At 55.2% G+C, this 13,346-nt stretch carries 9 protein-coding genes, 1 pseudogene and 1 riboswitch; of the genes and pseudogenes, 7 read left to right on the top strand and 3 right to left on the bottom strand.

Going from position 1 to position 13,346, the window contains the following annotated elements; genetic code table 11:
• Positions 1-143: 143 nt before the first annotated feature.
• Positions 144-983: an FRG domain-containing protein gene (locus ICJ04_RS16220; RefSeq protein ID WP_188325200.1), complete on the bottom strand. Its 840-nt coding sequence runs from the start codon at positions 981-983 to the stop codon at positions 144-146.
• A gap of 519 nt (positions 984-1,502) precedes the next feature.
• On the opposite strand from ICJ04_RS16220, the gene ICJ04_RS16210 reads away from it, so the two are divergent.
• The 5 genes from ICJ04_RS16210 (at position 1,503) to ICJ04_RS16190 (ending at position 10,244) form a co-directional block, all read left to right on the top strand.
• Positions 1,503-5,171, top strand: coding sequence for a DNA-binding protein (locus ICJ04_RS16210; RefSeq protein WP_188325198.1), 3,669 nt, complete (start codon positions 1,503-1,505; stop codon positions 5,169-5,171).
• A gap of 1,150 nt (positions 5,172-6,321) precedes the next feature.
• A complete protein-coding gene (locus tag ICJ04_RS16205; RefSeq protein ID WP_086974366.1) occupies positions 6,322-6,639 on the top strand; it encodes a transposase in 318 nt (105 codons plus the stop codon).
• Positions 6,636-6,971 carry an IS66 family insertion sequence element accessory protein TnpB gene (tnpB, locus tag ICJ04_RS16200; RefSeq protein WP_040266828.1) on the top strand — a complete coding sequence of 112 codons (336 nt, stop codon included), beginning with the start codon at positions 6,636-6,638 and terminating at the stop codon, positions 6,969-6,971. Before ICJ04_RS16205 ends, tnpB begins: the two co-directional genes overlap by 4 nt.
• Positions 6,972-7,022: 51 nt before the next feature.
• Positions 7,023-8,549, top strand: a complete 1,527-nt coding sequence (locus ICJ04_RS16195) for an IS66 family transposase (RefSeq protein WP_188325197.1) — start codon at positions 7,023-7,025, stop codon at positions 8,547-8,549.
• 213 nt (positions 8,550-8,762) lie between these two features.
• A riboswitch (Fluoride riboswitch) is annotated at positions 8,763-8,835 on the top strand.
• An 80-nt stretch (positions 8,836-8,915) separates the two neighbouring features.
• Positions 8,916-10,244 carry a voltage-gated chloride channel family protein gene (locus tag ICJ04_RS16190; protein WP_188325196.1) on the top strand — a complete coding sequence of 443 codons (1,329 nt, stop codon included), beginning with the start codon at positions 8,916-8,918 and terminating at the stop codon, positions 10,242-10,244.
• Between the two features lie 155 nt (positions 10,245-10,399).
• Here ICJ04_RS16190 and ICJ04_RS16185 read toward each other — a convergent pair whose 3' ends face one another.
• Positions 10,400-11,572 carry a TDT family transporter gene (locus ICJ04_RS16185; RefSeq protein ID WP_188325195.1) on the bottom strand — a complete coding sequence of 391 codons (1,173 nt, stop codon included), beginning with the start codon at positions 11,570-11,572 and terminating at the stop codon, positions 10,400-10,402.
• Between the two features lie 110 nt (positions 11,573-11,682).
• Between ICJ04_RS16185 and ICJ04_RS16180 the strand changes: the two genes are divergently transcribed.
• Positions 11,683-12,603, top strand: a complete 921-nt coding sequence (locus ICJ04_RS16180) for a LysR family transcriptional regulator (protein WP_188325194.1) — start codon at positions 11,683-11,685, stop codon at positions 12,601-12,603.
• Here ICJ04_RS16180 and ICJ04_RS16175 read toward each other — a convergent pair.
• Positions 12,595-12,774: pseudogene (locus tag ICJ04_RS16175) on the bottom strand (SOS response-associated peptidase family protein); the annotation flags it as partial. The gene ICJ04_RS16180 and the pseudogene ICJ04_RS16175 sit on opposite strands and share 9 nt — an antisense overlap.
• 105 nt (positions 12,775-12,879) lie before the next feature.
• Here ICJ04_RS16175 and ICJ04_RS16170 point away from each other — a divergent pair.
• The gene (locus ICJ04_RS16170) at positions 12,880-13,341 is read left to right on the top strand and encodes a VOC family protein (RefSeq protein WP_188325193.1); all 462 of its coding nucleotides are present in this window, start codon (positions 12,880-12,882) and stop codon (positions 13,339-13,341) included.
• The last annotated feature ends 5 nt before the right edge of the window (positions 13,342-13,346 follow it).

Here is a 13,346-nt window from a genome sequence, read left to right as displayed (position 1 = left end):
TCCTCCGTTGCTCGGTTTCTCAAGGACCGACCATGATTCTTCATCGCCGGCGAGCCGATTCGCTGCCTCAGAAGCTGCAATGCGACCAGCTACAGCCAGAACAATCTGCAGAACTTGAGCGCGCCTCGGCGACTGGCTAGATCTCAGGTCTTGTAGCGATTGGCGAATCCCCCAAACTTCGTGAAAAGCAGCTCTCGGCAAACGCCTTCGAGATCACCAAATATAGCTTTCGCCCCGATATCAAGCGTTACCAAGTTCGATCTGATCGTAGCAACCGCAGCCCTGTTAACGATAATCTTAAAAGCATGCTTAATCGGAAATCCATCTCCGCATTTTGCAGCGATAGAAAACACCCCGCTTTGACACCTAATTCGAGTATTAGTTACGGCTGGACTGACGAAACAGAAACCCATGTCACCCGTATGTTTAACCTCTCCAAACACGTCCTTTGGAAGGTCATCTACTTCGACCCAACGAGCAGAGGCCCCATTGTGGGTCCCCGGTACCATGTAGACAACTGCATCACTCTCTGCCAAGCAACAGTGTTCGTCGTCAATGGGACTCGCCTCGCCGAACTCAGCCACCTGCTCCTGAGAGAGTTCGGACATCTTGACTCTGTTGTAGCGCATCCCATCAATAGCGAAGAAAAGCGCCACGTGGGGTGACAACGTCCAATCCAAGAGACGGGTCGGCAACCCAAAGTGCTGAGCGAGCGCGAGCACATCCCAAGGGTTGTTGGAGCTCATGGGGTGGTAAGCGTGTCGCTGCTTGTCAAAAATCTTAAAAGCGTCTCTAGCCTGCTTCTCGGCAGATGGGCTCTGACTACTACGCAAGAATCGGCTCAGCCCGGAGGTAACGGGCCAGCTACTATCAGCCTGCCCTCTATAAACTGCACCAGCGATAGATTGTGTCTTATCGTTGATGCTCACAATCGCCTCCAGATACTGAGTCAGACTATTGACCCGTATTACTTCAATCGGCACTTGGGGATCCAGATATTTATTCACACATACAAAATACACTGGATGGCGTAGAGCCCGCAATATGCTAGGTAACCAGATGCGCGCCCGGTCTTACGCCTACAAACCGCCTAACCAGCGAACACGTTGCCTGGGCGTCCGCGAGGTGCGATCCACATGCCACGGGATCGCCGACCCTGCCGATAGCCTTGCTATTGAAGAACACTGAGGCAGAGCCCGCTGCCAGCACTGAGTCGTGGCAGCTCCCGCTCTTGCACGGCGACACCCAATGGTCACCTTGGCGATGCACAGGTACGCTATTGAAGAATTCGTTCGGACTGCCGGCATCCCTGGCGCGCGCGGGATGCCACCGACGCTAGAAGCGTGCTGATCCGGGAAGCGACATAACGCTCGGCACCGTCTGGACAGATCGACCTGCTGTTAGGTCCAGCCAGAAGCTACTTGCCAAACAATCGCAGAAAGCTCAAATTGGCCGATGCGATAGTTCGGTGAACTCGATGTGGAACAGGGGAGAGAAAAGGGATGTTCAAATTTTTGCGTAAGAAGGAGCCCGAAAAGGGCCCGATATTGAATCCGCTTACGCCCCGCTTCATCGAGGCTGAGCATGGACTGTATGTCGAGAAACTCAATGCTGCCTTAGCGAACCCCGGGATTCATAACATTGCCCTGTCTGGTAGCTATGGCGTTGGAAAGAGCAGCATCCTGAAGCGTGTAGCAGAAACTCATAAAAAAGCGGTGCTGGAATTATCACTTTCTACTTTGGCTCCTATTGAGCAGCTTGAGGGGGAGGAGGGGCCTCCGAAACAGGCTACGACTCCGACAAACACGATTCAGCAGGAGATCGTTAAGCAACTGCTTTACAGAGAAACACCGGGTAGGACACCCGGGTCTCGCTTTAGGCGCATCGAGAGATTTCACTGGCTGAGGGAAGCTCTTCTCGCGCTGTTGGTGGGAGTAATCCTGGCGACTGTGTTCATCTTGACCGGCTGGACTAGCAAGATTGTCGTTGCGCTAGCTGACTTGCATCTATCGGCGCCATGGTCCCATTTGGTAGTTCTGTGCGTAGGGACGCTCGTTTCCTTACTGCTCAGGCACACATTCTATGGAAGGCTTGATATTAAGGAGCTGAAGGCAGGCGCCGCAACGGTAACGCTCGACTCTAAATCAGTTTCCTATTTTGATCAGTACTTAGACGAGATCGTCTACTTCTTTGAGGTGTCGAAGTACAAGATCGTTGTTTTCGAAGATATCGACAGGTTCAATGATTCCCACATCTTCGAGACGCTTAGGTCACTCAACGCACTTCTTAACGGGTCTCCGCAGATCAAAGGAAGGATATGCTTTATCTACGCGATCAAGGACAGCATCTTCGATCGCCTGTCAATCGCTCAGGATAGGCGGAAGTTTGCTTATGACCTACAAGCTGGCGATGACCCAGCCCAAGTCGAGATCGTACGTGCGAACAGGACAAAGTTCTTCGACCTCGTCATCCCCGTCGTGCCATTCATCACTCATCAGAGCGCGAGGAACCTAACGGCCCAGCTCCTTCAAGGTCTGACCCACTCGATAGATACTGATCTAGTCGATCTAGCCAGTCGTTACGTGCCTGACATGAGGCTTCTCAAGAATGTTCGAAACGAATTCCTAATATTTCGTGAAAAGATCTTGGCGCCTGGCGTTGGAGGTTTGAAGCTGAGTGAAACTGAGCTGTTTGCCATGATGCTCTATAAAAACACTCATCTCTCAGACTTTGAGGCGATTCGGATAGGAAAGAGTAGGCTGGATGAGCTGTACCTGAAAAGTCGACGGGCTATTACTGCCAACTTGCTGCGGCTTGAAGACGAGGTGCTTCAGCTGCGCCGTAGGGCGAGACTCGATCTGACCATCGCTAGTCGCAGCGATGACCTCGGTAAGCGGCTTCGTACTCATTTGATGGTCGTAATTAAGGCTTGCGGGAAAGAGTATGATCACGCTTCGTTCGTGCTGAATGGGAGTGTCATATCTCGCGACGATCTTCTGACTAAAAAGTTCTGGAAGGATTTCATAGAGGCTGACGGAGATCCTGCACTCGTAGTGGATCTTCCCACGCGGCATTACAACGATACTTCGATAAGTATGACATTTGCTAGGACGGATCTTCAGAGTGTTCTTGGTACTTTCGATCGAGTGGCCTGGAGGGATTTGGATCGGAAGGAAAATATCGAGTCTCAAGAAGAGCGGCGGGAGCTGATGCGATTTGTGAAGATTGCAGACATCCACCATCTCATGGCGCGCGACGACTTGAAAGTCGATGGAAAAGTAGAGGGAGACGGGCTTGATCAAGTGGCTAAGGGGATTTTTCGGGAGGGGCTTGCCTATCACCTGCTTAAATCAGGTTATATCAACCGCAATTTCACTCTCTACACTGCAACTTTTCACGGTGACAGAGTTAGCTCAGCTGCCACAAACTACATCATCCATCACGTCGATAGAGATGAGATAGATGAGGACTTCGCACTCGCCGGTGGTGACGTGGAGGCAATCCTGCGCGAGCGCCGTTCCCTGCTTGGGGAGCCTGCTCTATACAACATTGATATCCTGAATTACCTTTTAGCATCGACAGCGCATGACCACGCTGCAGCGAAAATGGTCAGTTCTCTTTCGAAGCTCGGAAGGGAGCAAAAATCCTTTATCGGCAACTATCTAAGGCGAGGAACCAAGCGTAATGATTTGGTTGAGCGAATCACGCCCATCACGCCAAGGATCCTCGCGTACCTGGCTTCTGAGGTTGAGCTTGAGTTTTCGGATCGCCTCATGCTCTTCAACTCTGCCTTATCAACGCTATCCTCTGAAGTTAAATACGTGGCCAGTGGAGAGATCTCTGCGTTTGTATCTGACAATTACGGGGAGCTTGAGCTTCTCTCATCCGATGAGACCACGGAAGAGCAGCTAGAGTTGGTTGCGAGCCTCCTTGAGCGGCTGGGCATAGAGTTGAGTTCGCTTCAGCCACTTGGCGCCGAAGCACGGAAGATATTCATCAGCAGGCATCTTTACCAGGTCACGGCAGAGAACCTTCAGATTGCCGTTGGTGATCAGTGCAGCTTAGCTCTAGATCGAATTGAGCAGGTCAGCGGAGCGGTCTACTCACACGCAATCAACCATTTGTCAGCGTACCTCTCTAGCTTGGAGGGGATATCTCCCTCAGTAGCGGAAGGCCGGCACTTCGCCCGTGTCCTGGCGGACTCTGCCTCCGCTGATAGAGCGTTGTTGGAACAGTTGATTCGGACGGCGGCTGAGGACTGTGTTCTTGATGACATATCTGAGGTTCCATCTGGCGTGTGGACACTGTTGGCTAGTCAGTGTCGATTCAAGGCCAGCCAGCGCAACGTGCATCTTTATTTGCAAGAATGTGGAGAGGTGGACGGCAGCCTTGTGACGGTCCTACGCCAGAGCGGTGTCATCACCGATGTGGCAGAGCAGGGCGATGCAGAGGAGGATAAGAAGATGATCGCATTTGCTGTACTGCAAGCTCGAGCCCTTCTATCCGCGAGCGCGCGTGCCAAGCTTTGCGCTTCCTTGCGCTTGCAGTATTTCCTTGACCCCACGGCGATTGAGCCTGAGGAGGGCGCCCTTTTCGCAGACTTGTTGCGGCAGAACGTCATCAACGACACAATTCAGTCGTATCTCCGTGTTAGCGCAATGAGCTGGAGCACCAAAGAGAGCCTCATCGCTTTCTCCAGGAAGTTCGCTAATTTCATGACGCCGGCCGCTATAGGCCACGACCTAGAGGCGCTTCTAGGTAGCAAGTCCGTGTCGGTGACTATCAAGGAAGCAATCGTCGCGAATGCGTTGGCGTATGCGGACGCTAGCGACGCTGGAGGTCTTAAGCGACTTGGCAGGTACGCCGCAGAGCGAGGTATGAGACTGGAGTATGGACTGATTGAGCGTCTCGCCAAGGCAGGTGCAGACTCCGGCACTATAGTGGTATTGCTTGTAGCTGTGCTAAGTGGGCTCACTGAGCCGCAAGTCTCTTCCATTCTCAGGATTCTGGGCGGTGGTTACGCAGCTCTCACCGATGTGGGTAAGGATCGCCCCAAGGTGCCGAATACGCCACCCGTAGTTCAATTGCTAGAGTTTCTAAAAACTAATGGAGCAGTCAATACCTATGCTAAGGAAAAGGACTGCCTGAGGGTTAATAAGAAGCACAAATGACACTGTAGCGAGTGCCAGGTCATTGTGAGGGCTCATCGTCAGTATCTCATGTGCAATGAGCTGCTTGCGACCCAAAGTCCGCTTGCCGTGCAAGCTCTGTTTCCGTGCGGTGCTTAATACGCCGCTTGAGCCGCATAGCTGCCGTTGGTGGACTTCCGCCTTCAGTCTGCATTGGTCTCTCGCGGAGATGCTTTCAAGGACTGCTTCTGGCCAAATGCGGAATCCAGATAGTGGCTACCCATCGTTTGGGAAATTCTAGGCGATTCAGTTTACGATACGAGCAAGCTTGTGCTCGCACTGGATGAGATCTTTGAGAAGTGCAGTGGGTTGTCACGAGAATGAACTAGCGAGAACAGGGTTCGGCAGAGGCTCTCTCCGGAAGAACTTGAGTTGGGATTTTCATTCTCTGGTTATGATCAGACACCTCGTCTGCGCGTGATGATGTTCCACCCGAGAGGTGGAAGCTACCCACGGGGGACGTTCTTCTGCGATGACGGCTTCTTCCATGCCGATGCGGATCTCGTCTTCAGCGTAGTGCGTTGCTCGGGCTGGCGGTCCTTTGACGAGGCTGTGTCATTTTCCGAGTTCGCTTGGGCTTCGCCTGCTCAAGTAAGAGTCCTGGGCGCGCTGTTTTTTTTGCCAGACCTTCGACGGTGCTTGGATTAGGCTTTACCCTGTGGTCGGACCAGAATTGGTGCTTGCTACGAACGAGCTTGATCTTGCTGAGCTAAGCACGTTCCTATTGATCAAAGAGCGGCTTCTGCTATCGGTAAAGATGAAGCACTTGCAACAGAGAATTGCCCGTGTTCCTGTCAGCATGTTGAGTGAGCCGTATGATCTTCTGGACGAAGACATCGAAATGGATCGCTTCGAGCCCTGCTACCAAAGAATCGATCCCGCAAACTTTGTATTGATGCGAGGTATTCAAGCGTTAGGGAAGATCTGATCAACTGAGAAACTGCGAAGGCTGCTCGTCGTTGTTGTGAGGGCTGTCCACCGCCCGGCTGACTCGGCACACCTCCATGGAAGTGGGGAGGCTCGCTGACCAGCGTAACCGTCCGGTGATGTCACCTACCGAAATCCAGCATTAAGGGCGATGGTGTCCGCGTATTTTTAAGCGGACGCGATCACCCTTATCGCCAGGATTTCCATGCGCCAACGAAGCTCTTACCCCAAACCATTCAAAGCCCAGGTTATCCAGGAATGCCTGCAACCCGGAGCGACAATTTCCAGCGTAGCCATCCATCACGGCATCAATGCCAACGTGATCCGCAAGTGGCTACCGACTTACCGGGATCAATCGCCTGCAACCTTGCCGGCTTTCGTTTCGGTAAAAACGGTACCAAGGCGAGCATCAGAAGAGATGGTGATCATCTCGCTGCCTCTGGGTGATAAATCCATCACCGTAAAATGGCCAGCCTCGGATCCGGACGGCTGCGCCTGTTTCATTCGTGGCTTGGCTCAATGATTCGCGTCGATGCAATCTGGCTCGCCACCGAGCCTATGGACATGCGCGCCGGCACTGAGACTGCGTTGGCCCGAGTGGTCGCGGTGTTCGGTGCGGCGAAGCCGCACTGCGCTTACCTCTTTGCCAACCGTCGGGCCAATCGGATGAAAGTCCTGGTGCACGACGGCGTCGGTATCTGGCTGGCGGCACGGCGCTTGAACCAAGGTAAGTTTCATTGGCCAGGCCTCCATCGTGGAACGGAAGTCGAACTCGACCCCGAACAACTCCAGGCCCTGGTACTGGGATTACCCTGGCAACGAGTCGGTGCGGGCGGCGCAATTACATTGCTTTAAATGCTGCCTTTTAGCTGAAGCAGTCGGGCTGCTTTGGTAAAATCCACCACTATGACTTCCTTGCCCGATCTCGACCAAATGACCCCCGAACAACTGCGCATACTGGCTGCGCAGTTGATGTCCAAGGTCGATACCCAGAGCCGAAAGATCCATCGTGATGAAACGATCATCGAGCAGCTCACTCACGAAATCGCCATCCTTAAACGCCACAAGTTTGCCAAGCGCAGCGAGCATATCAGCCCGGCGCAAGGCAGCTTGCTCGATGACCTGCTCAATACCGACCTCGAAGCCATCGAGGCCGAGTTAAAAGCCGTCCATCCCGCTCCCGCACAGACAGAACCAAGCCAGCAACCCAAGCGTGCGCCGTTGCCGCCGCAGTTTCCACGCACTGTGATCCATCACGAGCCGGACAACACTCAGTGCGCTTGCCGCTGCCAGCTTCAGCGCATCGGTGAAGACGTCAGCGAAAAACTGGACTACACGCCGGGCGTGTTCACCGTCGAACGGCACGTGCGTGGGAAATGGGCCTGCCGGCAGTGCGAAACACTGATCCAGGCCCCGGTACCCCCACAGGTGATCGACAAGGGCATTCCCACCGCCGGCCTGCTGGCGCACGTGATGGTAGCCAAGTTCGCCGACCACCTGCCGCTGTATCGACAGGAAAAGATCTTCGGCCGTGCCGGCCTGGCTATACCACGTTCGACCCTGGCGCAGTGGGTGGGCCAAACCGGCGTACAGCTTCAGCCGCTGGTCGATGCGTTGCGCGAAGTGGTGCTGGCCCAGCGCGTGGTTCACGCCGATGAAACGCCGGTACAAATGCTGGCGCCCGGCGAGAAGAAAACCCACCGCGCTTATGTCTGGGCCTACAGCACTACGCCATTCTCGGCCCTCAAGGCCGTGGTCTACGACTTCAGCCCCAGCCGTGCCGGTGAAAACGCACGCAACTTCCTGGGCACCTGGCACGGCAAGCTGGTCTGTGACGACTTCGCAGGCTACAAGGCTAGCTTCGAGCTGGGCATCACCGAAATCGGCTGCATGGCCCATGCACGCCGTAAGTTCTTTGACTTGCATGTAGCCAACAAAAGCCAATTGGCAGAGCAGGCGCTTCACTCGATTGGCGGGCTTTACGAAGTCGAGCGACACGCCAAGGAAATGAACGACGAAGACCGTTGGCGATTACGCCAGGAAACAGCGGTGCCCATCGCTGGAAAACTGCATGAGTGGATGCTGGCCCAACGTGAACTTGTGCCCGATGGCTCAGCCACGGCCAAGGCCCTGGATTACAGCCTCAAACGCTGGGTAGCGCTGACGCGCTACCTGGCAGATGGTGCTGTGCCCATCGACAACAACCAGATCGAGAACTTGATCCGGCCTTGGGCGCTTGGGCGCTCGAACTGGTTATTTGCAGGGTCGCTGCGCAGCGGCAAGCGGGCGGCGGCGATCATGAGCCTGATCCAGTCGGCGCGCATCAATGGGCATGATCCGTATGCTTATCTCAAGGATGTGCTGACGCGGCTGCCGACGCAGCGGGCCAGCGAGATCGAGCAGCTGCTGCCGCATCAGTGGATGCCTGCCTGATATGTGTAAGGTGTGTTGCTTGCCGCTTACATTGCATGGACTTAACCAGGGCAAGGGACTCGCCTTGACCAGTAGAAATCGGCTGAAGCAGACACTTGAATTTACGAGTGAGATGCGAGTCGATGCTCCTGTTACTCATGACAAGCTTTTAGGAAAGCTATTCGTCCTTCTACCTGATGACCAAGTTTACATCTCCGGGAGAGATCGCTATATTCGGGCCCTGGAGATGGCATTCCTCCACTTACCAACCGCTGCGCCCGTAGCAGCTGATGATGCCTACAGATACCTGATCAAGACAGGACTGTAGGCGTTCGCGCGAAAAATCCCTTCTTGGTCAGGCTCACTTTCCTTTGTGTGGCCGACCCCATGTCAAAACTCAGAAAACCTGAACAACTCGTCCTGCTTCCCTACATCGGGAAATGGCTGGTACTTGCCAGCGCCGTGGCACTTTTGGCGGGATCGGCATCCGCGCTATTTCTGTTCTCCCTCGATCACGCCACTCAATGGCGCGAGACCCACCGCTGGGCCATCTGGCTGCTGCCGCTGGCAGGCTTTGCTGTAGGGCTGGTTTACCACCTGATTGGCAAGCCGGTAGACGCGGGCAACAACCTGCTGATCGACGAGATTCACGACCCGAAGCAAACCGTACCGCTGCGCATGGTGCCACTGGTGCTTGCGGGTACGCTAATCTCGCATCTGTTTGGCGCATCGGTCGGACGCGAAGGCACTGCCGTGCAAATGGGCGGTGCTCTGGCCGATCAGATAACCCACCTGTTCCGACTGCACCCCGAAGATCGCCGAATCATGCTCATGGCAGGCATCAGCGCAGGCTTCGCTTCGGTCTTCGGCACCCCGCTGGCGGGAGCATTGTTCGGCCTTGAAGTGCTCGCCATTGGCCGCATGCGCTACGACGCGTTGTTCCCATGCATGGTCGCCGCCATCGTCGCCGATCAAGTCGGGCTGCTCTGGGGCGTCGTGCACACCCACTACGTCATCGGCGAGATCGCGCCCGTGCAGTTCTGGACAGTAGTGGCAATGGTTGTAGCAGGCATCGTGTTCGGACTCGCGGGGCTGCTGTTCGCTACCGCCACCCATACCCTCGGGGCGTGGATAAAAAAGCTGATTCCCTATTCGCCTTTGCGCCCTGTTCTTGGTGGGATAGTGGTGGCCACGGCGGTGTGGGCACTGGATGCCTATCAGTACGTCGGCCTAGGTATTCCGAACATCGTCCAGTCCCTTGCAGCCCCCGTTGCGCCATGGGACTGGTTCGGCAAACTCGCGTTTACCGTCGCATCACTCGGCACAGGCTTCAAAGGTGGCGAGGTCACGCCGCTGTTCTACATCGGCGCGACGCTGGGCAACGCGCTTGCGCCGCTGCTACACCTCCCATTCTCGATGCTCGCCGGTATCGGCTTCGTCGCAGTCTTCGCCGGTGCCGCCAACACACCACTGGCGACCATCGTCATGGCCATGGAGCTGTTCGGCCCAGAGATTGCCCCACTTGCCGCGATTGCCTGTATCGCCAGTTATCTGGTGTCCGGCCATACCGGGATCTATCACGCCCAGCGCGTGGGCCACAGCAAGCACCGCCATGCCCTACCGACTGATATCCGTCTTTCGGACATCAATAAATTCCACTCTCAGCGCAATGCCGTGAGCGCCCCGAAAAAAGTCGAGGAGGACGAACCAAATTGAGCAAGTCAGATCCCGATTCATGAAGTAACAGGCGGTCACCTGAGCCTGCTCGAAATGCCATACCCGAGCTCGCTTTCAGTGTGTACAAATCCCAACGCAGCCAAGGCTATCGTTGCGACGCTGTCGCGGGCATCGAGGCGGCTACATGATTTTACTTAACGCTGGGCCTGCTTTGCCTTGAGAGAAGCGATGCAGGGGGATACGAACAGATTCCCTCGGTAAGCACCTATGGTGGTCTTCGCCGCCACCACCAACCACATTACCGCCAACACCAGCACTAAAATCACACCCAGAACGTCGAAAAATGCCAAGTCCACGATCACGCCCAATTTCAAGGTGGTCACGGCGTAGACGCCTAAAGGGAATGTGAAGCCCCACCAGCCTAGGTTGAATGGAATACCACCTTTCGCATATCGAGCAGTGATAAGCAGTGCCAAGAGCATCCACCACAAGCCAAGGCCCCAGAACAAAATGCCCGCGATTAGGCCAATCCCTGCTGCCACGGCTCCAACATTAGCCATGCCGTGAGCGGCAAAGATGGCAGGGGCGTCGCCGCCGATGACCAGCATGCCCAGCGCTCCGGTTCCAATAGGCCCTAGCGATAACCACGATGATGCAGCCATGCTCTTGTGAGGCAGTTTATGAAGCGCCAGGCGTAGCACCAGGATTACCAGAATGCTCAAGGCTACAGGGACGGAGTAGGCCCACAGCACGTAGCTGGTAATCAGCATATTGAACTGCGCGCTCGCGTCGGCCAAATGTGGAGCGATCACCCCACCACTGGCGGCAGCGACTTCCGCAGCGACAACGGGAAGTAACCACACAGCAGTCATCTGGTCGATGCTGTGCTCTTGCCGCGTGAACATCATGAATGGAATGAGAACACCGCAAGCCAGTGCCATGGCGACATCTAACCACCACAGGCCATGGGCTAATGGTATTAGGGCATCACCCCAGGTCGGTACGCCATACTGCATCAAGCCGTTGATGATGGTTGCCAGCCCCATCGGGATCGTGCCGAAAAACATAGAGACGGTTGAATGACCGAAGATTTGCTTGGCTTCGTTGAAAAAGAAAACCCAACGTGCCGCGTACATAAGCGTAAAGGCACTGAAAAGCACAATGTTGAACAGCCAAAGAGCTTTTCCCGCGTATGACAGCAGCGCGATATCTCCTGGAAGCTGTCCTAACGCCAGGGCCAGGATGCCCGTACCCATCGTGGCGGCGAACCAGTTCGGGGTGAACTGCCGGATAGCTTCCCTTGGATTTGAGAGCGCCGACAGCGGCTGCCCTCCTTGCATAACTTTTGACAAGCTGATGTCTCGCATGGTGCCTCCACGGCGTACTTCATCGGAGCAGTGCCTACAGAATAGCGGGGTGAATTCATCTAGGAAAACGGGTAATTTCTCTATGTCATACCCACTTAATAGGTAAGTTCGTGAAGCTGACTCTCCGCCAGCTCGACATTTTTCGAAGCATCGCTCAACTCGGCTCGACGACCCGGGCGAGTCTGTCACTGGCTTTGTCCCAGTCAGCTACGAGCGCAGCCCTCCAGGAATTGGAAGGCGCACTGTGCATCCAGTTATTTGATCGGGTCGGCAGACGCCTCGTGCTGAATGACAATGGTCAAACGCTTCTACCTCAGGCCATCCGGCTGCTTGAAGCGGCGGCTCAAATTGAAGAAGGTTTTCAAACGGACACGACGGCTCGGATGAGGATCGGTTGCAGCACTACAATTGGCAATTACATCATGCCCCTGCTGATCGAACGTTTGGCTGCGCGAGCGCCGGGCATTCAAGTCGATGTCATCATGGGCAACAGTGCAGATATCGCCAAGCAAGCCGCACAGCTTTCGATTGATATCGGCCTGATTGAGGGGCCGTGCCGCCAACCCGATCTGACGATTCGTCCATGGTTTGAGGACGAACTGGTGATCATCGCAGCCTCAAATCATCCCCTTGCCGCTCAGGAAAAGCTGACTTCAGGCGATCTCAATGCCGCTACTTGGCTGATTCGCGAGGACGGCTCAGGAACTGCTGATGAGGTGCTTCAATGGCTACTTCCCTACCTTGGCGACTGGAGCGACGCTCGCCGGATCGGTAGCTCCGAAGCCATCAAGCGAATGGTCGTTTCCGGAATCGGAATCAGCTGTTTGTCTTACTGGGTAGTGAGCGATGCAATCGCGGAAGGTAAGCTGAGGTTGTTGAACCATGATCTGCCGCCTCATAAGCGACAGCTCCACATCGTGCATCACCGCGAAAAATTTATTTCTCGATCTCTCGAAGTTTTCTTACGGACTGTGGAAGATTTTAAGGTGAGTGGGGCTGAAATGCTCGAAATCACATCCAATTCAATGTGAGTTTGCTGAACGCTTACTGACCAGCAGCATCGCCATGGCGCCGTCGGGCTCGGCGGCCATCCAGTCGTCGACCTGGCCAGGCTGCAGCCAAACCGGCATCCGGTCGTGGATATCGGCTGACACGCCGCTGCTGTCGCCGGTGATGATGGAGAAGGTGCCGAGGCCGCCATTGCGCATTCGCTTGACCGAACAAGCCGCGCCACCTAGATTTCCTGATGAAACCACTATCCCCAAAGACGGCCTACATGCCGAGTCGGCCCCTATGATCATGCAGCCATGACTAAGACGACGCACCGCGTTGGCGTTGATCACGCCGGCTTTACGGTTTCCTCCTTGGACGAATCCATCCACTTTTGGACCCAGGCGCTGGGTTTCGAGCTGCAACGCCAATCGGAGATGGGAGGCGATTTCCTGTATCAGGTTACAGGCGTTGATGATCCGAACGTGCGCACGGCAATCGTCTTGGCGCCGAATGGTTTCATGGTTGAGCTGCTGCAGTACTCTGGAGGTCGCCAGCATGGAGCCGCGCCGGAGAGTGCCGGTGCGATCGGAGCTGCACACCTGGCTTTGACCGTGGAGGATATTCACTCCGCCATCGCCCGTGTAGAGGCTGCGGGATGGAAGGCGAAGGGCAGTCCACAACCCATTCCAGGCGGTCCACGCAAGGGGACACTAGCGGCCTACGTCTCCGGCCCCGATCACATCACAATCGAGTTCATGCAGCCGCCAAGCAGGTGATGGGC

It is taken from the genome of Stenotrophomonas sp. 169 (genome assembly GCF_014621775.1).
In the GTDB taxonomy this organism is placed as follows: domain Bacteria; phylum Pseudomonadota; class Gammaproteobacteria; order Xanthomonadales; family Xanthomonadaceae; genus Stenotrophomonas.
The sequence above is the reverse complement of the archived record's forward strand: the minus strand, read 5'-3'. Positions and strand labels throughout refer to the sequence as shown.